The organism is Paenarthrobacter sp. AT5, from assembly GCF_032764245.1.
Classification (GTDB): domain Bacteria; phylum Actinomycetota; class Actinomycetes; order Actinomycetales; family Micrococcaceae; genus Arthrobacter; species Arthrobacter ureafaciens.
The window spans coordinates 695,101-717,126 of the sequence record NZ_CP136441.1; the positions used below are offsets into that span (position 1 = coordinate 695,101).

The following is a 22,026-nucleotide window of genomic DNA, read 5'->3' on the forward strand; positions in this document are numbered from 1 at the left end:
CCGCGATCACGGCGCAGGACGGCGGCTAACGAACCAGCCGCGCCACCAGGACTGCCGCAGCATCAACGACGTCGTCCGCTTCCTTCTTGGTGGCACTCAAGGCGACCTCGTGGCCGGCAACCGTGATGATGTCGGTGATCACCGCGACGGTGAGGCGGCCCAAAGTGTCCTCGGCCGTTCCGAGAAGGACCGAATTCTGGCGCACCCATTCCCGCCCGCGCTCGCGACGCAGGACCTCGAAGCCGGGGGGAGCGTCGCCCTCAAAGAAGACGCGTTCCAGCGCGCGGTGCTTCCAGGTGTAGTCGAAGTACGTGCGGCTGCCGACGTCGAAGAGCGCCAAGGGATCGTTTTCGCCGGACTTCCGGGCCTTGGCGACGGCGGCCGCCACCAGCCGTTCGTGTTCGTTTTGGTAGTCGTCCCAGACGGCAAGGAAGAGCTCTGTCTTGCCACCGAAGTGATGGTAGAGGCTTCCGACACTGGACCCGGCCCGCGTGACGATGTCCGAGATGCCGGCGTCCGTGAAGCCCAGTTCGCTGAAGACCGCAGCGGCCGCGTCCAGCAGCTTGCGTTGGGTGGTCGCTGTCCGGGACCACTGCCAGGAGCCGGAATGGACTGCGGCGTCGGAGGTTTTCCGAACCATCGAGCCTCCCCGGGACAGCCTGAATCCTTGACCAACCCCAAATTACAGTAAATAATTCTGGAAGTCCGTTCTAGAAAATAAGTATTGCGCTATGTGTCCGAATGCTGCGATTTTTAACGCCCAAGGCGCCCTGCGGGCCAGGCGCCGTTTTCGCCGTCGGGCAGCAACTGGTTGAATCGCTATGAGAGCGCCAACTGGTCGCACGCCAACAAGCCAGAGAGGAACGCGGCCTGATGTCCGTTTCAAGCAAGTCGTCCGGGATCACGTCGAACAGGTGGTTCAAGCCCGTCGCCGTCACCGTGGTGGCTTTGGTCATCGCGCTGATCCTGGTGCTCGTGGCACAGTGGCTCCGCACGCTGGAACCGGTGAAGCAATTCCTGACGGACTATCCGGGACACTCGGAGCTGCCCGAGGGCGCACCGACGGGGCTCCCGGCGTGGCTGGGCTGGCAACACTTCCTCAACATGTTCTTCATCGTCCTGATCATCCGCTCCGGTTGGCAGGTGCGCACCACTACGCGGCCGCCGGGTTACTGGACGCGGAACAACAAGGGCTTCATCAAGACCAGGAACGCTCCCACCAAGATCAGCCTGGACCTGTGGTTCCACTTGACGCTGGATGCGCTGTGGGTGCTCAACGGCCTGATTTTTATTGTGCTGCTGTTCGCCACAGGCCAGTGGATGCGGATTGTGCCCACCAGCTGGGACGTCTTCCCGAACGCGGTTTCGGCCGGCCTCCAGTACGCGTCGCTGAACTGGCCGCTGGAAAACGGTTGGGTCAACTACAACGCCTTGCAGCTGCTGACCTACTTCATCACGGTCTTCATCGCGGCGCCGCTGGCCATCATTACCGGCATCCGCATGTCCGGGGCGTGGCCCAAGAAGGCAGCGGTCAACAAGTTCTACCCCATTGAAGCTGCCCGCAAGGTCCACTTCCCGGTGATGATCTACTTCGTAGCGTTCGTGATCGTCCACGTGACGTTGGTCCTGGCCACGGGTGCCCTGCGGAACCTCAACCACATGTACGCCTCCACGGACGACGCCAACAGTTGGTGGGGCTTCGCGGTCTTCGCAGCGTCCATCGTGGTCACGGCTGCGGCCTGGTTCCTTGCCCGGCCCCTGTTCCTTCGCCCGATCGCGTCGCTGATGGGCAAGGTTACCAACCGCTAGGCCAGCGCTAGCTCAGCGCACCGCCCTGCCACAAGGCATCAAACGGCGCCCCGGACGCTACGCGGTTGCGGATTCCCTCGGTCACGAACGCCTTGGCTGTACGGGCCGCCTCGAGCGGCGACGCACCCTTGGCCAGCTCCGCCGTCACGGCGGCGGCCAGCGAACAGCCCGCACCGGACACCGCGACCTCGCCCACCTTCGGTGCACGCAGGACTTCCAGCGTCCGGCCGTCGTAGAAAACGTCGACGGCGTCAGCACCTTCCAGCCGCACCCCGCCTTTGGCGAGCACGGCGGCGCCGCTGAGCTCATGGATGCGGATGGCGGCGGCCTTGAGGGACTCTTCGTCGGTGATGGTGAGGCCGGAGAGGGATTCGGCCTCGAAATGGTTCGGTGTGACAAACGTGGCCAGCGGGAGGATCTGCGCCTTCAAGGCCTGGTCCGTGTCCAGCGCGTGTCCGGGCTCCTGGCCTTTGCAGATCAGGACCGGGTCCAGGATGATGCTGCTGAATGCGCCGTCGGACAGCGCCTTCTCCACGGTGCTGATGGTTGCCGGGCTTCCCAACATGCCGATCTTCACGGTGTCCAACACCGAAGGTGCGCCGGAAGCGGCACCGTAGGCCGCCGTCGTGGCTTCCAACTGGTCCGCAATCACTTGCTGGTCCACCGGGACAAAACGGTGGTTCCAGTTGTCCTTGGGATCGAACGAAACGATGCACGTCAGGTTGACGATGCCGAAAACTCCGAGTTCCTGGAACGTCTTGAGGTCGGCTTGCGCACCGGCGCCGCCGGTCGCTTCCGAGCCGGCGATGGTCAATGCAATGGCAGGGGCAGCGGCAGAAGTCATGGTTTCCATTTTGCCAGCTTCCTGATGATGCGCGATTTCCTAGCCGTGGAGGGACCTGTACGCAGCGGCCGCGGCCGGGTGCAGCGGAACCCCGGCTGTGTTGATGAGCGTCTCCGGACTGAGGAACTGCACGCCCGTGCTTGATGTGGGAATAAGGTCCTGCGCCCGTTCCACCAGCAGGCGCACCGTACGCCGCGCCAGGGAATCGGGGAGATCGCTGCGGCACAACAGCAGGTTGGCTACGCCCACCGTCCAGATCGCGGGGGCGTCGCCGTAGGTTCCCGCCGGTATGAGCACGCGGTCGTAGTAATCACCGTGTTCTGTGCGCAGGGCTGCGATGTGCAGTGAGAGGTCCAGGAGCCGGACTCCCAGCACCGAGGCTGTTGCTGCGATGGCTGCGGTGGGGACCCCGCCGGACCAGAAGAGGGCGTCGATGGACCCACCCCGGAGCGCGGACAGCCCTTGGTTGAGGCCTAGGTTGACCTGTTGCGGCGCGGGTTCAAGCACGGCGGAAGCGATGATCCGGGGAGCCGTCAGGGAAGTGCCGGACCCCGCTTCGCCCACCCCCACCACTTTTCCGGCCAGATCGGCGAAGGTCCCGATGCCGCTGTCTGCGCGGACTATGCAATGAACATAGTTCTCGTACACCTTGCCAAGCGCCACCAGGCTTGTACCGGCCGGGGTTGCGCCCGCAGCGGCCGGGGTTGCGCCCGTGGCGGCAGGGCTTGGGCCGGGCGCTGCCGGACCCGGGGCCGGAAGCGCTGCCGTGTCGGCAAGTGCGACGGCGAAGGTCGCCTCGCCGGACATGACCCGCCGGATGTTCTCAAGGCTTCCGCCAGTGACCAGAGGCTCTGCCGTTTCCGCAACGCCCTCGCGTTGCAGCAGACCTGCGAGCAAGGTGGCGAACTCCAAGTAGAAACCGCCCGATTCGCCACCAGCCACCGTCAGCTTCTCCGGTTTCGGCTCCGGCGTGCAGGCAGCGGAGGACATCAGCAGCCCTGCACTTCCCAGGATCAGCCCGGACGTGAGCACGGTACGGCGGGACAAAGGCCTAGCCATTCGCGCCACCGCCGAACTCCAGGCGTCCTATCAGCCCGTGCGGGACACGCTCCCGCAACACCAGCTTGCCTCCGTTGGCCTCGGCCAGCCGTTCCACGATGGTGAGGCCCAAGCCGTTGCCGGGAATTCCGCTGTGTTGAGGCGCGCGCCAAAACCGCGAGGTGGATGCCAGACGCTGATCAGCGTACAGTCCCGGGCCGTCGTCGGAGACCTCGATCGCCAGGCCGTCCCGAGTAGCTTCGGCCGCCACTGCGATGTGACCACCGGGGGAGTACTTGATGGCGTTGGCCAGCAACTCACCCACCATCTGGGCCAGTTCCTCGGGGTCGCACCGGAGCTCCAACGCGGGCCCGCTGTGGTCTTCCAAGGTAATGGTGGAGCCGGCCAACCGTGCCGCGGGGCCCGCCCTTTCCACCTCGCCTTGGAGTACCGGGAAAGGGTCAATGACGCTTTGCCGCCGATGCTCGGACGACTGCGCTGCAGCAGCCCCGGCCACGGCGCGATGCTCCGCGGTCGCCAGCTTCAGCACGCCGTCGAGCATTTCCTCAACGCGCTCCAGTTCGTCCACCACGCCGGCCGCCGCCGCCTTCGCCGGGCTGTTTTGCAGTTCAAGCTGCAGCAGGTCGATTCTGAGCCGCAGGGCGCCCACCGGGTTGCGCAGCTGGTGCGAGGTGTCCGCGATGAGCTGCCGCTGCGACTCCATGCTTTCGCTGACAGTGTTGGCCATGGCGGAGAACGATCGGCTCAGTTCCCGCAGCTCGGGCGGACCTGCCTCGGGAAGCTTGCTGGTCTTGCCCGTGGTTTCGAGTTGGTGTACCGCTTCACTCAAGCGGTGCACCGGCCGCAAAACCCAGCCGGTGAGGCGGGCAGCGACCAGCAGCAGCACCGCACCCATCACCAGGGCCGCGAGCCCGACGACGACCCACCGTTCGCGCAGTTTCGCCCGGGCCGCGTCGAGGTTGACTTCCAGGACGGCTTCTCCGAGCACCTGGCTGGCCGTTCCAAAAGAGCGCGAGATGACCTCCGTCCCGGATTCGAAGGGCCGGACCGTGCCGATGGTGGTGTCGCTGAGGTTGAGGCTGGCCCGGGCCAAGGCATCCTGAACGTCCCGTCTTTGCTCGCTCAGACCGCCGGAGGCCAGGGTTTGCTGCTGGAGGCGGATCAGGATGCCTTCGCCATAGAGTTCGGTGTACCGGTCCATTTCGCGCTGGAGCTGGGTGGTGTCGCCATCAGCGGAGGCATCGTTGGCGAGCTGGGCAAAACGGTTCAGGGCCGATACCCGGTTGATCTGCACGTCCTGGGTCAGTTCCCGCGCGGCTGACGTAAGGATGACGCTGGAAACCGTGACAACAATGAGCACGGCGATGACACTGAGGATCCCGAGGACGCGGACCTTCATCCCTGCTCCACGCGATACCCGACGCCCCGCACGTTGATGATGAACCCGGGCAGTTGCAGCTTGGACCTCAGGCCGGTCAGGTGGACATCCAAGGAGCGGCAGTGCGCCACGAAGGCGTCGCCCCACAGGGCATCCAGAATCTGCTCACGGGTTACCACGGAGCCGGCGTTGCGGACCAAGAGGCTGAGGAGGTCGAATTCGGTAGCGGTGAGGCTGAGTTCCCTGTCGTCGACGGCGGCGAGGCGGCGGTCGAGGTCTACGGTCAACGGCCCCACGGTGACCTCATGGGGTGTGCTCTGGCCGGAGCGGCGGGCCCTTCGCGTCACGGCCTCGATCCGGGCGAGCAGCTCCACCAGCTTGACCGGCTTGACCAGGTAATCGTCCGCACCCGAGCGCAGGCCCAGGACCACGCTGCGTTCATCATCGCGCGCCGTGAGGATCAGGATGGGGATGTGCGTGACTTGGCGGAGCTTCCTGAGCACTTCCAACCCGTCCAGGTCCGGGAGGCCCAGATCCAGGAGGATGACCTCGTGGTTGCGGTGGTCCAGGAGTGCATCTTCACCGCGGGACACCCTGGTTGGTTTGTGGCCCGCCGACGTCACGGCAGCCCCCAGTGCCGACGCCATGGCGTCGTCGTCCTCGACGATGAGCACGTGCACTGTTGATCCTTCTGGTAGCCCGGCGGGTGTTTTCCGCTACTTGAGCTTAACGTTGCGAGGCCCGCCCTGCGGCCTTCGCACTCAGCGAAGGGCGCAGAACGGGCCTCAGAGGGGGTGTTAGACGTTGACGAGGTCCTTCTTGTCGTCGTCTTTGCGGTTTCCCCAAGCATGTCCCTGCTCGGTATCGAGGTGCGTAGCCTTCTTGTTCTTGAGGGCGAAGACGTACACCAACAGCGAGATGAAGATGGCCGCCGTGACGTAGGTGAAGAACATGTCCACCTGGCCGGCTTTCTGCAGGGCAGCGCCGATCAGCGGGACCGTACCGCCGAACAGCGAGTTGGCGATCGCGTAGCCAAGACCCACGCCCAGCGCACGGATGGATGCCGGGAAGAGTTCAGCCTTCACCAGCGCATTGATGGACGTGTAGCCGCCAACCATCAAGAGGCCGCCCATCATGAGCAGGAAGGCGACGAACGGATCCTTGGTTCCGGCCAGGGTGGAGAGCAGCGGCCAAGTGAACAGGACACCGGTGACGCCGAACCAGATCAGCAGCGGCTTGCGGCCGATCTTGTCCGACAACATGCCGTAGACGGGCTGCAGCAACATGAAGATGAACAGTGCCCAGAAGTTGATGACGGAGGTGTCGGTCTTTGCGATGCCGGAGGTATCGTTCATGAACTTCAGGATGAAGTTGGTGTAGGTATAGAACGCCACCGTGCCGCCGAGGGTGATGCCGATGCAGATCAGCAGCGGCTTCCAGTGCTTGGTGAACAGGAGCTTCATGCTGCCCGGCTGGGCCTCGCCCTCAACCTTGACGTGCGCTGCACGGATCTGGTCGGCGGAGACGGTCTCTTCCATGGAGCGGCGGAGCCACAGGACAACCAGTGCTGCAACGCCGCCGATTGCGAACGGAATGCGCCAGCCCCACTCGGTCAGGTCTTCCTTGCTCATGGTGTTCTGCAGGATCACGAGGACCAGGAGGGCCAGCATCTGGCCGCCGATGAGCGTGACGTACTGGAAGCTGGAGAAGAAGCCGCGACGCTTGGCCGTTGCTGCCTCGGACATGTACGTGGCGCTGGTCCCGTACTCGCCGCCGACGGAAAAGCCTTGGACCACGCGGACGAAGACCAAGAGGATCATGGCCCACAGGCCGATGACGTCCTGGGTAGGCAGGATCGCAATGGCGAACGAACCCGCGGACATCAGGGTCACGCTCAGCGTCAGGGCAGCCTTCCGGCCCTTACGGTCCGCGTAGCGGCCGAAGAACCAGCTGCCGATCGGACGCATGAGGAACGACGTCGAGAAGACCGCCATCGCTTCCAGGCCAGCCTGCAGTTCGTCCTTGGAGTTGAAGAAGTGCGACTGGAAGTACGCGGCAAAAACGGTGTACACGTAGAGGTCGAACCACTCCACGAGGTTGCCCGCAGAGCCCTTGAGGATGTTGCTCACAGCCTTGCGTGTCTGTGCCGCCTCGCTCAGAGGCGCGGCTTGTTGGGTGCTCATCAATGAACCTTCCTGGACGGCTGCGCACATGGCAGCCGTGTCTTGCATGAGTTCGTTCTGTCCATGAAGCTCGTGCTCATGGCTTCCTTGCACATGGCTCTTCGTCGACTAAGAAAGGTCCTCTTGGGGTGAAGAGGACATGTTCCAAGCTATGGGTGATGCACGGCACAGCCAACGTCGGAGGGGATTTCCTAACACTTCCTTAGGATTCCGAGAGGAAAACCCCGGTTCCGCGCCCCCACCGTTCCTCTATCACTTCCCGTCGGGTTTCCCGCGTTGCTCTATCACCTCCCGTCGGGTTTCCCGCGTTGCTCTATCACCTCCCGCCGGGATTCCCGCGTTCCTCTATCACTTCCCATAGCGCCTCACCCTTCGCGGGTTTATGGTTCTGGACATGAGCCCACTCGCACGGCTGGCCGGCGCGGTGAAACGGGAAGCGGCCGGCATCCCTTTGCCACCCGGGCAGGTGCTCGGGTTGGTCTTGGACGCGGTCCTACAACGGATACACCCCTTGCCCACGTTGTCCGCCCGACGCGCCCGCAGGAGCGCCGGGACGCTGTTGGTGCTGACCGGCGTCGGAATTACCGTTTGGGCGGTGGCGGAACGACGGCGGCACACCACCGGAAGCTTTGCCTTGGGCCGTCCGGAAGCGTTGGTGACCAGCGGTCCGTACTCCGCGAGCCGGCATCCGATGTACCTGGGCTGGTGGTTAATCCACGCAGGGGTTGCGGTGTACAAGGGCTCGCGCTGGGCGGCTGCAACCCTGCCCGCGGGCATGGCCGTGGAACACTTCGGCGCGTTGTGGGAAGAGAAGGCCCTCCAGAAGGAGTTTGGTCCGGCGTATAGCCAGTACATGGGCAACGTCCCGCGTTACGTCGGGTTCCCTGCGCGGACGCCCGACGGCGGTGAGCGGAGTTAGCCCCATAGCCGCCGTTATGCGGTGGGTGGGCAGATCTTGACCAGCCTCCAGGCCGACAACCTGCCGATCGCCGCGGCGGTTGCGATGGACAGGCTAAAGAGGACCGTACCCAAACTGGAAAGCCCACCAAAGGGTGCGCAGATCAGGGTGCCAACCACGAAGAACGCGGCCACGTGGAGCCATTGGTTCCGCACTTGCCTTAGAACCAGTCCTAACAGCCATCCGACTACGGATCCGATGAGTGCTGCGGGGATGGCGGCATAGATGAAGAAAATCAGCGCATATTCAGGGGCTTGCAGGGACAACAGGGTACTAAAGGCTACATAGGCAACCAAGACACCCATACCCAGCCCCTTCCCTCCCAAGGTCACCCTGACCCGCGGGTTGGGGAGCTGGGGAGGATGCGGTGTTGTGCGGTTGTACTGGTCATCGCCATGCGTACTCAATTGTCACTTCTCCGAAGAGCGCTGAGAGCTCCGGCCAATGACGGATACTCAAACACGAAACCCGCATCGAGTAGCTTCCGTGGCTCTACCCATCGGCTCTTCAGGACCAGCTCGGTCTGGGTGCGGATGAGAACTGCCCCAACTTCAAGGAGCCAAGCGGGCGTCGGAATGCCGAAGGGGACGTCCAGGCTCACCCGGACCAGCCCCATGAGTTCGCGATTGTCTACCGGATTGGGCGACGCCGCATTGACTGCACCAACAAGCCCGGGTTTGGCGTGAATGAACATGACCGAACGGAACAAGTCCTCCACGTGGATCCAACTGAACTTCTGCGTCCCCGGTCCCATGTGCCCACCCAAGCCAAACCTGGCCAGGTTCCGGAGGGGGTTCATCACGCCCCCTGCGCCCAGTACGATCGCGATCCGAAGAGGCACCTTGCGCGTGCGCCGTGCAGTGGCGGCCTCCAACTCGTCTTCCCAAGCCTTGGCAACGTTGACAGAGAACCCGCTGCCGAGTTCGCCGGAAGCCTCCGACTGTGGGTGATCGTCGGCATGCCGGTAAATGGTCCCGGTACTTGAGTTGATCCAGGTGCTCGGTGGCTCGGCGCAGGCAGCCAAGGCGCGGCCCAACGTTCGAGTCGTCAACACGCGCGAATCCATAATTTCCCGGCGATTCCGCCTCCCGTAGCGGCAGTTCACGGAACGTCCGGCAAGGTTCACCAACAGTGCGGCGCCGTTCAGCGTACTGGTGATGGCGCCGTCGTCGTTCCACTGCGCGTCAGCCGACGCGTTCCGCCCGACTGTTCGGACCTTCCAACCCTCTTCAAGAAACCGCCGATGGAAGTAGCTGCCGATAAAGCCAGTGGCTCCGGCGATGACCACCGTCCGCGGGTTCATGAGTCTTCCTTGACGCTGCGAACCAGTCCCAGGACGTCGTCGAACACTTTGCTGACGCCGGGAATCTTCGCAAGCGACAGACCACGGGCCATCAGTGGCGCGGCGCCGTCAATCAGCCGGCGCGTGCGGCGTTGATCCGTGGATTGGTCGTATACCCAAAACAACGCGACGCCCATGTACGCCAGCCACAGCAGCTCGGGAAGATCGCCGCCTAGCTTCTTAGCGACGGCCGGAGTGGAACCTTCGACGGCGGAACGGAAGATCGCGAGCGACGCCTCCCGGGCGGGAGCGGATGCCGCGCCAAACGGGTTGACGGGCGACGTCGGCCGGATGGCTGTGGCAATGAAGTCGGAACCGAACTGGTGGTAAGGGGACATGACGTCGATGCCAGCGTGCAGAACGGCTTTCATGCGGCCTGCGAGATCCGGGATGCCTTCGAGTGCCTGTGCCGCGGCCGATGCGTGCTCATTCTGGACTTGGATGTACAACTCCTGAACGAGCTCGTCTTTGGACGCGAAGTAGTAGTAAGCGTTGCCGACGGAAACTCCCGCTTCTTGGGCAATGGCGCGCATGGTGGTTTTCTCGAAGCCGATCTCCCGGAACATCTTCAATGCGACGTCGGCTACGAGTTGGCGGGTTTGCGCGCTCTTAATTGCCATCGGGCCCCTCCTGTTTGAACGTGTTCAAGAATCAGTATGGCACCTTTCTGAACGCGTTCAAAAAGGTGAGGTGGCAGAGGGATGGCCGATTGAGGGTGGGATGTGGCAGAGGGATGGTTGGGAGGGGGTGGGATGTGGCTGAGGGGTGGCCGGTTGAGGGTGGGATGTGGCAGAGGGACGGGGATGGGAGAATGTAACGTGGTGCCGGGCCAAACGTGCCCGCCACCCACAGTGCTAATACAGCGGGGCGCTCTCCGAAAAGGATGAGGCGCCTGCGCGAACCACTACGAATGGATGACCCATGCCCTCGCCTTCCGGCAGTACCTTGAGCAAGCCCGCGCCCCGTTTCGCTTCGATCGGATCTCCCTATTTCGGCATCATGCTGGCCGTCATGGCGGTGGTGTTGATCCTGTCCAACATCGGCGCTTCCAAGGGTGTGGTGCTCGGGCCGATCATCACCGACGGCGGATTCTTCCTCTTCCCGCTCGCGTACATTCTGGGCGACGTCATGAGCGAGGTCTACGGCTTCAAAGTTGCCCGGAAGGCGATCATCACCTCGTTTGCGTTATCGGTGTTTGCATCGCTCTGCTACTGGGTGATCATCATTCTTCCGGGCTTCGACGACGATTACGGTGTGGCCAAGCAAGCCGCCATCGAAGGCGCGTTGGGACCCGTCCCGCAGATCGTCCTCGCCTCCTTGCTTGCGTTCCTGGCCGGACAAACCATCAACTCGTGGATCCTCGTGAAGATGAAGGAACGCACGGGTGAGAAGAGCCTGTGGGCCCGGCTCATGGGTTCGTCGGTGGTGGGCGAATTCGTGGACACGCTGATCTTCTGCAGCATCGCCGCGTCCGTCATCGGCATCTCCGACGTCGGCTCGTTCGTGAACTACGTCCTGGTCGGCTTCCTGTACAAGACCGCCGTCGAGTTCCTGTTCGTGCCCGTCACCGTCCTGGTAGTGGGCTGGATCAAGAAGCGTGAACCGAGCTACGGAGAAGTCGCCGCCTAGGCCCTCGTCGAGTTCGCCGGAAGCCTGCGGTAGACCAGCGACGTTCCGCACGAGCGAGCAGGGCTCCGGCGAACTCGCGAACCGGAGAAGTCGCAGCCAGCTAGGAGTAGTACCGCCCCAACGTCTCGGCCTTGAACTCGAAGAAGTCCCCGGATTCGATGGCCAAGCGCGCGTCGTCCACCATCTTCACCACGAAGCGCTCGTTGTGGATGGAGATCAGCGTGGCCGACACCATTTCCTTGGCCTTGAACAGGTGGTGGATGTACGCGCGGGAGTAGTTGGTGCAGGTGTAGCAGTCGCAGCCGTCCTGCAATGGACCGAAGTCCTTCTTGTACTTGGCTCCGGAGAGGTTGAAGCGGCCGAACGGCGTGTAGAACGCGGAGTTCCGGGCAACGCGCGTGGGGGAGACGCAGTCGAAGGTGTCGGCACCGTTCTCGATGGCGGTGAAGATGTCATCGGGTTCGGAGATGCCTAGGAGATGCCGGGGCTTGTCCTCAGGAAGCTCCTCGTTGCACCAGCGGACGATCGTCCCGAGGTTTTCCTTCTCCAGCGCTCCGCCGATTCCGTATCCATCGAAAGGCATGGCGCCAAGATCGCGGCAGGCTTTGCGCCGCAGGTCCTCGTACTGCGCGCCCTGGATCACGCCGAACAGCGCCTGGTACGGCTTGCCCACCCGCGACGCCGTCAGAGCAAAGTGCTCGTCCAGGCACCGCAGCGCCCACAACCGGGTGCGTTCCAAGGATTCTTCCTGGTAGCCGCGGGAGTTCTGCAGGGTGGTGAGCTCGTCGAAGGCGAACATGATGTCCGCGCCGATCTGGTGCTGGACCTGCATGGAGATCTCGGGGGAGAACCGGTGTTTGTCCCCGTTGAGGTGCGACTTGAACCAGACGCCGTCGTCATCGATGTGCGCCAGGCGCTCCTTCCCGGGAGCAACAGCGTCGTCGGGGCCTGAGGTGTCAACATTCTTCATGTCGATCACCTTCTTGAACCCGGAGCCCAGGCTCATCACTTGGAAACCGCCGGAGTCGGTGAACGTGGGGCCTTGCCAGTTCATGAACGCACCCAGACCACCCGCGGCATCGAGGATTTCAGGCCCGGGTTGCAGGTAAAGGTGGTAAGCGTTGGCCAGCACGGCTTGCGCGCCAAGTTCGGCGATTGACTCGGGCAGGACGGCCTTGACGGTCGCTTTGGTCCCGACGGCGATGAATGCGGGCGTCTGGATGGTCCCGTGCGGCGTGGTGATGGTGCCGGTCCGGCCCAGGAATTCGCCTCCGTTTGCTTCTACAAGGGAGGACGACGGCGACGACGTTTCCGTCAGGCGGCGGCCCACCGTGAAGCCGAATTCGGTTTGCTCCGCCGGAAGCGCCCCGTTGGAACGAGGCGCGGCGGTAGGAAGCGGGGAGGACTGGGAAACAGAAGCTGGCACGCTACCAAGTGTGCCAGCTTTACCGAAGGTAACTTGACGTGGCGGCCGTCAGGAACCGTAGTTCGACTCTTTCCACTTGTCCCACGAGGACCGGATGTCCGCCAAGGTGTGGGCCCCCAGATCGTACGTTGAGGCGATGACGATCGCTCCGCCGTCGGGCCTCTTCTCCGGTATGGGCAGTTGCTCGGCAACGATCAGCAGCCCGTCCCCGTGTTCAGCGTAGCTGCGGACCGTGACGCCTACTTGGTGGCGGCTCTTGAACCAGACCTTCCCGGAAATAGCCTCACCGGTGCCCAGCGTCAGCGAGTACTCGTCGCCCACGGGTGGCAGGTCGCCCAGCCCCAGCTTTTCTATGGCCGATCCACTCCCGGAGACCGACAAGAAGTGGGTTCGCCGCTTGCCATGCGGGTGGCGCTCCAAGGCGAAACGCAGCTGGTTGATGAACGTGAGCCAGCCTTGGGTGATGTCCTCGTCCCATTCCGCCCACTCGGAGTTATGGTCCAGGGCCGCCCGGGTGACCTTGAGCTCGGTGCCCCCGGACACGGGATGCAGTTCGAAGACATCGCCGCCGTTGACGGTCAGGCTGGTGTGGTCCGGACCCTCCACGACGTCGGTGTTGAAGTAGATCTGTTTGATTTCGTCATTCAGGTCATCGGCTTCCCAGCCGTGCCATTGGGCCACCAGCGACGGTTCGCGCAGCATATTCCAAACCTGCGGCGCATCAGCATTAATCACAACGCTCAGATTGTTCGTCATGGCCCCGAATTTACCGCCGTTTAGGCGCCCGCAACAGACCTTGACGCCATGGTGCGGAGCCCGGCCGGGGATCAGGCCCGGACTGCCTCGAGTTCATTGCCGATCCGGCGTCCCAGTTCGTCCTCGTCGATGGTCTCGGAGCCGCCGTGGGCGCGCAGGAACAGCAACGCTTCGAGCCGCAGGAACCGCCACTCACGTTCGGCTTCCTGGTTTCCGTTGTCGATTGCGCGGAAGATTTCTTTGTCGTAGAGGTTGGGTTCGTTGAGGGCGCGCTGCCGCACACGGGCGTTGATCCGGGCCCTGAACGGGTCTTCTTCCTGCGATTCCGGCGCGCGGAGGAGTTTCTCGTACACCGCGGCCCGTTCAGTCTGGCCCGACTCGCGGCAGATGAAGCTGGAAAGCGCGAGCGCACGTTCAATTGACGCCCAGCGGTCCAGGTTGCCGTCGAACGGCAGGACATTCAGGAGGTCGGCGACGGCAAGCGAACCGTCCGGATCCTTGAGCACCACGCAAAGGTTGAAGGCCAGGTCGCTCAGGTCCCGCAGGCAACTGCCGGACTTGGTGTTGATGCCCTTGGCGAGGCGATCGGCCAGCACCTGCACGCCGTTCTTGCCCTTGTGGTTGGACGCAGCAGCCAGCACCACGGACTCGGGCGTGCCCGCCGGCTCGGGAATCAACGCCATCTCTTCGGCGCTGGGCCCGATGTACGCCGGCGGCGCTTCCGGGCGGGGAGGTACGACGACGGCGGGTTCAGCCGGGGCCGGAGCGTCGGGAGCCGCCGGGCTGCTGGAGTCCGGGGCGCTGGAGTCTTGGACACCGGAGTCGGAAGTGCCCGCATCGGCGGCGCCGGCATCGGCGGCGCCCGCATCCGGAAGGCTGGAGCCGGCACCGGCTGGAACTCCGTCACCGACAGGAACACTGGACCTGGCAGCGATGCGTACGCTGCCGCCGTCGTGCGTTGTCACCAGCACCAACGCCGGGACGCCGTAATCGTCATTCTGGACGTCGACGGAAGTGATTTCCTCGGCCGGCCCGTCTCCGGGCAGGTACACAAAGTCTCCGGGCTGCAGGTCCCCAGCCTGCTTTTCGCGGTATTGCTGAGTAGCTGGGCTGTGAGTCATCGGAAGTCCTTTGGTTCTCTTGCGGTCCGCCGTCCAGTCTACAAAAGGGGACCGCTCCAAGCCGGGGGACCCGCTAGACGACGATGCCCGAGTATGCCAGTGCCTGCCGCACGAGGTTCCCGCGGCCACCTTCGAACTCCTGCTGGACACCGTCGCTGAGGACGTCCTGCGGGGTCATCCACGTGAGTTCGAGGGCATCCTGGCGCGGTTCGCATTCGCCCGTGACGGGAATGACGAAGACCAGCGAGACGGCGTGTTGGCGTTCGTCCGTGAAGCCGGTCTGCGAGGGAGCCGGGAAGTATTCGGCCACCGTGAAAGGAACCGGGCTGATGGGAAGCTGCGGGAAAGCCAGGGGACCGAGGTCCTTTTCCATGTGCCGCAGGAGGGCTGCCCGGATGGTTTCCCGGTACAGGACGCGACCGGAGACGAGGTAGCGCACCATGTTGCCGTCGGCGTCGCCCTGCAGGAGTGAGCCGACCTCATTGACGTACCCGAGCGGATCCAGCCGGACGGGAACAGCTTCCACGTAAACCATGGGCAGCCGCCCGCGGGCCTCGAAGAGGTCTTCGTCGGAAAGCCAGCCGGGATACGGATCAGGTGTACGTACGCTCATAGTTAAGTTCTACCCCATCCCCGGACCAAGTTCGCTTGTGGCGCAGCAGGTGGCCTGCCGCGTCCGCGGATGCTACAGGGCAAGGATCGATTCGAGCGGTTCCCCGGCCGCGATGCGTGCCAGGATGGCGGGCTCGGCCTCGTCGGAGGCCAGCGCCCGGGGGAGGACTTCCTGAGCAGCTTCGGGTGCGAGCACTATCAGGCCATTGTCATCACCCAGGACGATGTTGCCCGGATTCACCTGCACGCCTCCACAGTGGACGGGAACGTTGACCGCCGACCCCGCTCCGCGCAGCCTTTTGGTGGTGAGGCACGACGTCCCGCGGGCAAACACCGGCAGCCCGGCCTCGCGGAGTTCCCGGACGTCGGTCGCCACGCCATCAACAACGACGGCGGCAGCACCTTGGGCGATCGCCGCCGCCGCGGTCACGGCTCCTACAGGCGCGTGACGGTTGTCGCCGAGCATGTCCACCACCAGTACGTCACCGGGCCGGAGTGCCAGGAGCGCCCGATTCATCGCGATTGCGTCTCGGTCTGCGATGCGCACGGTAACGGCCGGCCCTGCGATTTTGACGCCGCCCGGGACGTGCCCCATGAGCGAGCCGATGCCGGGATCAACGAACCCCTCCTCGAGGAAATGGCCGATCGTGGGGTAGCTGGTCCTGGCGAGGTCCTCAAGCAAAGTGGTGATCACAGGGAACCCTCCTTGGCGGGTATTTCAGGGCCGGTCTTGGGCGCGAGCACTGCCACGCATTCAATCTCCAGTGACACGCCCCAAAGACTGACGCACACCGTGGTCCGGGCGGGCTTGGCCGTGCCGAAGTACTCGACGTAAACGCGGTTGTACTCTTCCAGTTGCTCAGGGCTGGTGAGGTAGGTGTTGACCTTGACCACGTGCTCCAAGCCGGATCCGGCTGCCTCCAGCACCCCGGCGAGGTTTTTGATGGTCTGCCGGACCTGGCCCTCGAAGGTGTCCGGTTGGTGGTTGAGGCCGGTAATCGCGGGGATCTGGCCGGAGGTGAAGATGAAACCGTTGGCAATGACCGCCGGGGAGAAGGGCCCGACGGCGGGCGCCTGGCCGGGGATACCGGCCAGGCGCTCGATGTGGGTTGCGGTCACTTCGCTGCCGTGGCTTCCGTGGAACCTGCAGTTGCGGCACCGGCCGCGGCGGGTGCCTCGTCCACGGCATCGATGTTGCCGTGGCGGGTTTCCGTCAGGACGAACAGTGCTGCCAGGGAGGCGAGGGCTGCTGCGAGGATGTACCAGGCGATTGAGGAACTTTCACCGGTCAGGCCCAGGAGCCAGGTGGTGATGAACGGGGTTGCCGCGCTGCCCAGGAGACCGGAGAGCATGTAGGCCACCGAGAGGCCGGAGTACCGGACCTTGGATCCGAACAGTTCGGCAAGGAAGGTCGCGATGGGGCCGTAGTTGGCCGCGAAGGCAGTCATCATGGCCAGGTAGGCGACAAAGAGCAGGGCCACGGACTTGGTGTCCATGAGCCAGAACATCGGGAACGCGAGCGTTGCCTCGGCAATGACGCCGGCGTAGATGATGGGCTTGCGGCCGTGCTTGTCGGAGAGCTTGCCGAAGAACGGGATCAGCACGAAGCAGAGGGCGCACGCAGACAGGACCACCCACAGCATGAGGCTTTCCGAATGGCCCAGTTCCTTCTTGCCGTAGGCCACGCCGGAGGCTACCAGGAGGGTGAAGGTGCTGCCGGTGGACAGGGTAGCGACGCCGCCCAGGACAACCTGCTTCCAGTACTTGGCCATGAGGGCGGCGAAGGGCATCTTGGCCTTTGCCCCGGCGGTCTTGACGGCCTGGAAGGAGGGCGTTTCCTCGATGTTGAGGCGGATGTAGATGCCGACGGCCACCAGGAGGCAGGAGGCCAGGAACGGTATCCGCCAGCCCCAGGCGAGGAGGTCCTCGCTGCTCATGGAGGAGGCCACGATGAGGAACGCGACGTTGGCGATCAGGGTTCCGGCGGGCACGCCTACCTGGACCAGGGAACCGTAGAAGCCCCGGCGGGTGGACGGTGCATGTTCCACGGTCATGAGCACGGCTCCACCCCACTCGCCGCCCAAGGCAAGGCCTTGGATCACGCGGAGCAGGAGCAGCAATAGCGGTGCCATGATGCCGATCGCTGCGTAGTCAGGAAGCAGACCGATGGCGAAGGTTGCGGCGCCCATGGTGAGCAGCGACACGAGGAGCATGGACTTGCGGCCGAGGCGGTCACCGAAGTGGCCGAAGACTATGGCTCCGACCATGCGGGCAATGTATGCGGAGGCGAAGGTTCCGAAGGCCAGCATGGTGCCGACGATCGGATCGAAGCTGGGGAAGAAGATCTTGTTGAAAACGAGTGCCGAGGCGGTTCCAAAAACAAAGAGGTCGTACCATTCGACGGTGGTGCCAATAACGCTGGCGAGGGCAATCTTGCGCATTTTGGCGAGGTCTAGCCTGGCTGTGGATGCGGCGGCGGTATCTACCGTGTGGGCCATCAGAATCTCCGGATGGGGTGCGGGGACGAGTGTCCGGTGCAAGGTAGCTACAACTATTCTGTGTTGCCGATCACACGTTCAATGGCAAAAATCCCAGCAAAAATCCGGCGAAAATGTGTGAACACACATCGGGCGTCATGCCCACGCAACTATCAGGCGGGCCGACTTGGCCGGTACGGCAAGGTCTATGCCCGTCAGTTCCTCGAACCGGTTGAGACGGTTAAGGATGGTGTTCCGGTGACAGAACAACTGCTCCGACGTGACGGTGATGTTGCCGGTGCTCAAATAATGGCGGACGGTTTCGAGCAGGCGTTCCCGCTCGCCGCCCCTGCATTCAGCCAGAGCTTCTTCGATCTCGGCGGCGAGGTCCATGCCGGAATCCTGGAGGGCCTGGCGGGCGAGGCGGGGCCATGCCGAGTCGGCCGAAAGCGGCCGCGTATCTCGGGGCCTTAGCAGTGCGGCCAGGCTTTCGGCAGTGCGGGCCGCTGCCGGAAGGGCCCGAAGCCCGAGGACCTCAGGGACGTAGCCGCAGGGGAGGTCTGCCAGCGGTGGGGGCAGTTGGTCCTCGCTGTCAGCGCTGCGGGTGCGGGTAGCCGGCAGCGCCCAGAACGCATAGGTGTTTCCGCCTGATTCGTGGAGGAAGAGCTTCTGCCTGGCGGTGGTGTTCGACGTGAATCGGGATATGGCGGTCCGCAGCCGTGCGCCAGGCTCTCCGCTGGCAGCCACCAGTGCAAAGCGTGAGTCGGCGTTGATGCCCAGAGCTGAAGCGACCTGGGCGGAGGTTTCCACGGACGGCGTGCTTTGGTTGAAGAGCCGGGCAACGAACTCGCGCTGGATACTCGATTCCTCCTGGGCCATGCGGACCCGTTCGGTGAGGTAACTGGTGTGCGTGCGGGTGGCGAATTCGTCCACGACACCCCACACCTTGTCTACACGGGATGCTAGCAATATGGCGTCCTCCGGTGTTGCGATTTCCAGCAGTTCGGCCCAGAGGATGCTGAAGTCCAAGCGCACGGCCGTGGTCAGGGATTCCGGGGGAATACCTGCCTGGGCGCGCTTGGCACCCAAGTCCGAGGCGAATTCGAGGAGGCCGTCCCGGCTGTCCGGATGTGTTCCTTTCAAGCCCCGGATCAGGCGCCGGAAGGTTTCCCTGGCCGTGTCCCGGATCTCCTGGACAGTGACCTGGCTTTCGCCGTACTCCGGGATGTCCCGGACCTTGGTGGTGAAAGCCTGCGCCAGTTCATCAAGCCGTTCTTCGAGCTGATCAACCAGCCGGGACCAGCGTGCCTGTTGGGCCGGCGATTCAACATTGTGCATTCACACATTCTAGGGGCATCAATGCGTGGTGTATCGCTAGTTATTTTGGGAAAAGCTACTGGCAGTATGGAGTGAGTCACAAAATGTTCGGGCTGTCCAGATGCCCGGCCCTCGTTCTCGCACCTTGGAGCACTTATGGCAAGCACGGTCAGCCCAGACACTGACACCAATCCCGCGGCAGGACACGTCGTTGACGAACGCGTCACCAAGAAGGTGGCCCTGGCTGCCCTTGTGGGCACGGCGCTGGAATGGTACGACTTCTTCCTTTTCACCACGGCAGCGGCTCTGGTGTTCAACGCGCAGTTCTTCGTTTCGCAGGACCCGTTCGTTGCGGCCATGGGCTCCTTCGCAACCCTCGCAGTAGGGTTCGTGGCCCGCCCGATCGGTGGCTTCATCTTCGGCGCCCTCGGCGACAAAGTGGGGCGGAAGAAGATCCTCATGGTCACGATCGTCGGGATCGGCATCGTCACCGGACTCATTGGCTTGCTTCCCAATTACATGAGCATCGGCATCGCGGCTCCCATCCTCCTGGTAGCCCTCCGCATCGTCCAGGGCCTCGCAGTCGGCGGCGAGTGGAGCGGCGCGGTGATCATCGCCGTCGAGAACGCACCCGTGGAAAAGCGCGCCCGCTACGCAGCGCTGCCGCAGATCGGTTCGCCGATCGGCACTATCCTGTCCTCCGGCGGCTTCTTCGGCATGCTGTTCCTGGTAGGCCAGACGAACTTTGATTCCTGGGGTTGGCGCATCCCGTTCGTCGCCGCCATCCCGCTGCTCGCCATCTCCCTGTGGATCCGCAGCCGCCTCAGCGAATCGCCCGAATTTGAAGCACTCATGGAATCCGGCGAGACGGAGCACGCTCCCATACGCGGTGTCCTGAAGAACAGCTGGCGCCAGATCCTGGTCGGCATGTGCTCGGCCCTGCTGGGCATCGGCGGCTTTTACCTCATCACCAGCTTCGTGGTCTTCTACGGCACCAAGGTCCTCAAGATGCCGTCCGAACTCCTGCTCCTGGGCACGCTCCTGGCAGCCGCCCTGGAGATCGGTGCCCTGGTCTGGGCAGGCCGGCTGGGTGAAAAGTTCGGCGCCAGCAAGGTCATCCTGTGGGGCGGCGTTGCGTCTGCCCTGATCGCAGTACCGGTTTTCCTGGCCATCGACAGCCGCGTCTCCGTCCTGGTGGTCCTTGCCATGATGATCGGCGTTGCTGTCCTGTCCATTCCCTACGCTGTCTCCGGCACCGCCCTGACGGCACTCTTCGCTACCAAGGTCCGCTACACCGGCGTCGCCATCACCTCCAACACCGCCGGCGTGATCTCGGGCTTCGTTCCCCTGATCGCCACCGCCCTTGTTGCAGCCAACAGCTCCTTCTGGCCAGGCGCCATCATCCTCCTGGTGATCTCCGCACTGACAGCCCTGTCCGGACTGTTCCTCCCCAAGCTCTCCATCGCAGAAAAGGGTATGAAGCATTGAGCACCACTACCGCCGGGCACCTGATCGTCCGCCAGCTTGAGCGCACCGGAATCCAGCGGGTCTACACCGTCCCCGGTGAGAGCTTCCTGGATGTCCTCGACGGACTCCACAGCTCACCCATCACCAACGTGGTTGCCCGCCAGGAGGGCGGCGCCGGATTCATGGCGCTCGCCGAAGGACGGCTCACCGAGCTTCCCGGCGTCGCGATGGTTACCCGGGGCCCGGGCGCGGCCAATGCCTTCATCGCCGTGCATACTGCTTATCAGGACGCCACCCCGCTCATCCTGTTCGTGGGGCTGATCCCGGTAGCTGACCGCGGCCGCGAGTCCTTTCAGGAGTTCGACATCAACGCCTGGTTCGGCAGCACAGCCAAGAAGGTTGTCACCTTGGATGACGCGGCCTCGGCGGCCCGGGTGGTGGATGACGCCGTCTTCACCGCCCTCAGCGGACGTCCCGGGCCAGTCGTCATCGGCCTTCCCGAGGACGTACTGGTCCACGTCGTCGAGGAAATAACGGTGGAACCGCGCGCGGTGGCCCGTCCGGAACCCGCCGCCGCGGACCTTGAAGGCTTGAAGCGGAAGCTGGGCAACGCACGCAAGCCGCTGATCGTCGTCGGCGGCGAAGGCTGGACGGAAGAGTCCGGCGCTCAGCTTGCCGCCTGGGCCACCCGCCACAACATCCCCGTCGTGGCAGACTTCCGTGCCTACGACGCCGTCCCGCACAGGAGCGAGGCCTACGCCGGCTACCTGGGGTACGGACGGAGCGACGCCAACGCCCAGCGCCTGGACGATGCCGATCTGGTGGTCTTCGTCGGCTGCGTCCGCAGCGATGTCCTTTCCGACGGTTACAAGCGCGGACTCAAGGCCCACACCGTGGTGGTCAACGCCGACGCCAACCTCCTGGGCCACTTTGGACGCCTGGACCAGCACATCATTGCCGACGTCACGTCGTTCGCGGGCGCCCTTGCCGCCGTCGAGGTGACCACGGAAGGCGAAGAGCGTTGGTTCGCCAGCGCCCGCGCGGACCACCTCGCGTTCTCGACGCCAACGCCCGACGGCGGAATCGGCGTGGACCTCGGCGTCGCCATGGAAGGGCTCAAGAAAGAGCTCGACGACGACGCCGTCATCACCTTCGGCGCCGGAAACCACGCCATCTGGCCAGCCCGCTACCTGGAGCACAACTCCGCGAATTCGCTGGCAGCACCGCGCAACGGTGCCATGGGCATGGGAATCCCAGCGGCAGTAGCAGCCTCGCTCGCCTATCCGGACCGGCAGGTCATCTCCGTGGCCGGCGACGGTTGCTTCATGATGAACGGCCAGGAACTCGCCACCGCCATGGGCTACGGCGCAACGCCCATAGTGCTGGTGGTGGACAACGGCATCTTCGCCACCATCCGTGAACACCAGGAAAATCACTACCCGGACAGGCCCTCCGGAACACATATGACCAACCCGGACTTCGCAGCCCTGGCCCGTTCCTACGGCGCCTACGGGGAGCGGGTGGACCGCACGGAGGACTTCGCAGCCGCGTTCCGCCGCGCCGTCGACTCCGGCCTGCCCGCCCTGCTGCACCTGCCGCAGGACCCCGCGACCCGTTCGCCCAAGACTTCCATCAACTGACCGGAGCC

At 64.0% G+C, this 22,026-nt stretch carries 22 protein-coding genes; 5 read left to right on the forward strand and 17 right to left on the reverse strand.

Translation table 11 applies throughout. The features are described 5' to 3' along the window. Nucleotides 1-25: 25 nt before the first annotated feature. Complete coding sequence (locus tag RI444_RS03320; protein ID WP_207605132.1) at nucleotides 26-640, reverse strand: TetR/AcrR family transcriptional regulator; 615 nt, start codon at nucleotides 638-640, stop codon at nucleotides 26-28. Nucleotides 641-873: 233 nt separating this feature from the next. Here RI444_RS03320 and RI444_RS03325 point away from each other — a divergent pair, with 233 nt between their 5' ends. Further along, a complete protein-coding gene (locus RI444_RS03325; protein ID WP_021471611.1) occupies nucleotides 874-1,809 on the forward strand; it encodes a cytochrome b/b6 domain-containing protein in 936 nt (311 codons plus the stop codon). A 7-nt stretch (nucleotides 1,810-1,816) separates the two neighbouring features. On the opposite strand, the gene RI444_RS03330 is transcribed toward RI444_RS03325, so the two are convergent. The 5 genes from RI444_RS03330 to RI444_RS03350 all read right to left on the reverse strand — a co-directional run bounded on the left by RI444_RS03330 (nucleotide 1,817) and on the right by RI444_RS03350 (nucleotide 7,273). After that, the gene (locus RI444_RS03330; protein ID WP_206616249.1) at nucleotides 1,817-2,653 is read right to left on the reverse strand and encodes a hydroxymethylpyrimidine/phosphomethylpyrimidine kinase; all 837 of its coding nucleotides are present in this window, start codon (nucleotides 2,651-2,653) and stop codon (nucleotides 1,817-1,819) included. A 39-nt stretch (nucleotides 2,654-2,692) separates the two neighbouring features. Then, entirely contained in the window at nucleotides 2,693-3,712 is a 1,020-nt protein-coding gene (locus tag RI444_RS03335; protein ID WP_316963866.1) for a TAXI family TRAP transporter solute-binding subunit, read from the reverse strand. Continuing rightward, nucleotides 3,705-5,111 (reverse strand): sensor histidine kinase, encoded by a 1,407-nt coding sequence (locus RI444_RS03340; RefSeq protein WP_021471608.1) that lies wholly within the window; start codon nucleotides 5,109-5,111, stop codon nucleotides 3,705-3,707. Before RI444_RS03340 ends, RI444_RS03335 begins: the two co-directional genes overlap by 8 nt. Continuing rightward, nucleotides 5,108-5,770, reverse strand: coding sequence for a response regulator transcription factor (locus RI444_RS03345; protein ID WP_207605130.1), 663 nt, complete (start codon nucleotides 5,768-5,770; stop codon nucleotides 5,108-5,110). Before RI444_RS03345 ends, RI444_RS03340 begins: the two co-directional genes overlap by 4 nt. Nucleotides 5,771-5,887: 117 nt before the next feature. Beyond that, entirely contained in the window at nucleotides 5,888-7,273 is a 1,386-nt protein-coding gene (locus RI444_RS03350; protein WP_021471606.1) for an MFS transporter, read from the reverse strand. Between the two features lie 394 nt (nucleotides 7,274-7,667). On the opposite strand from RI444_RS03350, the gene RI444_RS03355 reads away from it, so the two are divergent. Beyond that, a complete protein-coding gene (locus tag RI444_RS03355; RefSeq protein ID WP_052474363.1) occupies nucleotides 7,668-8,192 on the forward strand; it encodes a methyltransferase family protein in 525 nt (174 codons plus the stop codon). A gap of 14 nt (nucleotides 8,193-8,206) precedes the next feature. Here RI444_RS03355 and RI444_RS03360 read toward each other — a convergent pair whose 3' ends face one another. The 3 genes from RI444_RS03360 to RI444_RS03370 are packed head-to-tail and all read right to left on the reverse strand — an operon-like array spanning nucleotide 8,207 to nucleotide 10,193. Then, a complete protein-coding gene (locus RI444_RS03360; protein ID WP_021471604.1) occupies nucleotides 8,207-8,638 on the reverse strand; it encodes a hypothetical protein in 432 nt (143 codons plus the stop codon). Continuing rightward, nucleotides 8,635-9,534: a TIGR01777 family oxidoreductase gene (locus RI444_RS03365; protein WP_179014324.1), complete on the reverse strand. Its 900-nt coding sequence runs from the start codon at nucleotides 9,532-9,534 to the stop codon at nucleotides 8,635-8,637. Before RI444_RS03365 ends, RI444_RS03360 begins: the two co-directional genes overlap by 4 nt. Further along, nucleotides 9,531-10,193: a TetR/AcrR family transcriptional regulator gene (locus RI444_RS03370; RefSeq protein WP_069694643.1), complete on the reverse strand. Its 663-nt coding sequence runs from the start codon at nucleotides 10,191-10,193 to the stop codon at nucleotides 9,531-9,533. Before RI444_RS03370 ends, RI444_RS03365 begins: the two co-directional genes overlap by 4 nt. A 301-nt stretch (nucleotides 10,194-10,494) precedes the next feature. Between RI444_RS03370 and RI444_RS03375 the strand changes: the two genes are divergently transcribed. Further along, complete coding sequence (locus RI444_RS03375) at nucleotides 10,495-11,202, forward strand: queuosine precursor transporter (RefSeq protein ID WP_062095128.1); 708 nt, start codon at nucleotides 10,495-10,497, stop codon at nucleotides 11,200-11,202. Nucleotides 11,203-11,302: 100 nt separating this feature from the next. On the opposite strand, the gene tgt is transcribed toward RI444_RS03375, so the two are convergent. From tgt to RI444_RS03415, 8 genes are all read right to left on the reverse strand, one after another. Next, on the reverse strand, nucleotides 11,303-12,532 hold the full coding sequence (gene tgt / locus RI444_RS03380) for a tRNA guanosine(34) transglycosylase Tgt (protein WP_242703272.1): 1,230 nt from the start codon (nucleotides 12,530-12,532) through the stop codon (nucleotides 11,303-11,305). 144 nt (nucleotides 12,533-12,676) lie between these two features. Further along, complete coding sequence (locus RI444_RS03385) at nucleotides 12,677-13,384, reverse strand: hypothetical protein (protein ID WP_031216263.1); 708 nt, start codon at nucleotides 13,382-13,384, stop codon at nucleotides 12,677-12,679. 71 nt (nucleotides 13,385-13,455) lie between these two features. Next, the gene (locus tag RI444_RS03390; RefSeq protein WP_031216262.1) at nucleotides 13,456-14,505 is read right to left on the reverse strand and encodes a DUF6707 family protein; all 1,050 of its coding nucleotides are present in this window, start codon (nucleotides 14,503-14,505) and stop codon (nucleotides 13,456-13,458) included. 73 nt (nucleotides 14,506-14,578) lie between these two features. After that, nucleotides 14,579-15,118 (reverse strand): NUDIX hydrolase family protein, encoded by a 540-nt coding sequence (locus tag RI444_RS03395; RefSeq protein WP_021471597.1) that lies wholly within the window; start codon nucleotides 15,116-15,118, stop codon nucleotides 14,579-14,581. Between the two features lie 72 nt (nucleotides 15,119-15,190). Then, entirely contained in the window at nucleotides 15,191-15,811 is a 621-nt protein-coding gene (locus tag RI444_RS03400; RefSeq protein WP_021471596.1) for an RraA family protein, read from the reverse strand. Further along, complete coding sequence (locus RI444_RS03405; RefSeq protein ID WP_082694480.1) at nucleotides 15,808-16,236, reverse strand: RidA family protein; 429 nt, start codon at nucleotides 16,234-16,236, stop codon at nucleotides 15,808-15,810. Before RI444_RS03405 ends, RI444_RS03400 begins: the two co-directional genes overlap by 4 nt. Then, nucleotides 16,233-17,615, reverse strand: coding sequence for an MFS transporter (locus tag RI444_RS03410; RefSeq protein WP_021471594.1), 1,383 nt, complete (start codon nucleotides 17,613-17,615; stop codon nucleotides 16,233-16,235). Before RI444_RS03410 ends, RI444_RS03405 begins: the two co-directional genes overlap by 4 nt. A 135-nt stretch (nucleotides 17,616-17,750) precedes the next feature. Then, entirely contained in the window at nucleotides 17,751-18,932 is a 1,182-nt protein-coding gene (locus tag RI444_RS03415; RefSeq protein WP_021471593.1) for a PucR family transcriptional regulator, read from the reverse strand. A gap of 135 nt (nucleotides 18,933-19,067) precedes the next feature. Here RI444_RS03415 and RI444_RS03420 point away from each other — a divergent pair, with 135 nt between their 5' ends. Both RI444_RS03420 and RI444_RS03425 read left to right on the forward strand, forming a co-directional pair. Further along, nucleotides 19,068-20,399 carry an MFS transporter gene (locus RI444_RS03420; protein WP_207605128.1) on the forward strand — a complete coding sequence of 444 codons (1,332 nt, stop codon included), beginning with the start codon at nucleotides 19,068-19,070 and terminating at the stop codon, nucleotides 20,397-20,399. Beyond that, a complete protein-coding gene (locus tag RI444_RS03425) occupies nucleotides 20,396-22,018 on the forward strand; it encodes a thiamine pyrophosphate-dependent enzyme (RefSeq protein ID WP_207605127.1) in 1,623 nt (540 codons plus the stop codon). Before RI444_RS03420 ends, RI444_RS03425 begins: the two co-directional genes overlap by 4 nt. Nucleotides 22,019-22,026 lie beyond the last annotated feature (8 nt).

What these genes read in the sequence shown, in the direction of transcription:
- RI444_RS03325 (WP_021471611.1), top strand. Translation starts at nt 874, where the DNA reads ATGTCCGTTTCAAGCAAGTCGTCCGGGATCACGTCGAACAGGTGGTTC.
- RI444_RS03415 (WP_021471593.1), bottom strand. Translation starts at nt 18,932, where the DNA reads ATGCACAATGTTGAATCGCCGGCCCAACAGGCACGCTGGTCCCGGCTG.
- RI444_RS03340 (WP_021471608.1), bottom strand. Translation starts at nt 5,111, where the DNA reads ATGAAGGTCCGCGTCCTCGGGATCCTCAGTGTCATCGCCGTGCTCATT.
- RI444_RS03320 (WP_207605132.1), bottom strand. Translation starts at nt 640, where the DNA reads ATGGTTCGGAAAACCTCCGACGCCGCAGTCCATTCCGGCTCCTGGCAG.
- RI444_RS03375 (WP_062095128.1), top strand. Translation starts at nt 10,495, where the DNA reads ATGCCCTCGCCTTCCGGCAGTACCTTGAGCAAGCCCGCGCCCCGTTTC.
- RI444_RS03350 (WP_021471606.1), bottom strand. Translation starts at nt 7,273, where the DNA reads ATGAGCACCCAACAAGCCGCGCCTCTGAGCGAGGCGGCACAGACACGC.
- RI444_RS03385 (WP_031216263.1), bottom strand. Translation starts at nt 13,384, where the DNA reads ATGACGAACAATCTGAGCGTTGTGATTAATGCTGATGCGCCGCAGGTT.
- RI444_RS03330 (WP_206616249.1), bottom strand. Translation starts at nt 2,653, where the DNA reads ATGACTTCTGCCGCTGCCCCTGCCATTGCATTGACCATCGCCGGCTCG.
- RI444_RS03355 (WP_052474363.1), top strand. Translation starts at nt 7,668, where the DNA reads ATGAGCCCACTCGCACGGCTGGCCGGCGCGGTGAAACGGGAAGCGGCC.
- RI444_RS03390 (WP_031216262.1), bottom strand. Translation starts at nt 14,505, where the DNA reads ATGACTCACAGCCCAGCTACTCAGCAATACCGCGAAAAGCAGGCTGGG.
- RI444_RS03370 (WP_069694643.1), bottom strand. Translation starts at nt 10,193, where the DNA reads ATGGCAATTAAGAGCGCGCAAACCCGCCAACTCGTAGCCGACGTCGCA.
- RI444_RS03410 (WP_021471594.1), bottom strand. Translation starts at nt 17,615, where the DNA reads ATGGCCCACACGGTAGATACCGCCGCCGCATCCACAGCCAGGCTAGAC.
- RI444_RS03365 (WP_179014324.1), bottom strand. Translation starts at nt 9,534, where the DNA reads ATGAACCCGCGGACGGTGGTCATCGCCGGAGCCACTGGCTTTATCGGC.
- RI444_RS03335 (WP_316963866.1), bottom strand. Translation starts at nt 3,712, where the DNA reads ATGGCTAGGCCTTTGTCCCGCCGTACCGTGCTCACGTCCGGGCTGATC.
- RI444_RS03395 (WP_021471597.1), bottom strand. Translation starts at nt 15,118, where the DNA reads ATGAGCGTACGTACACCTGATCCGTATCCCGGCTGGCTTTCCGACGAA.
- RI444_RS03420 (WP_207605128.1), top strand. Translation starts at nt 19,068, where the DNA reads ATGGCAAGCACGGTCAGCCCAGACACTGACACCAATCCCGCGGCAGGA.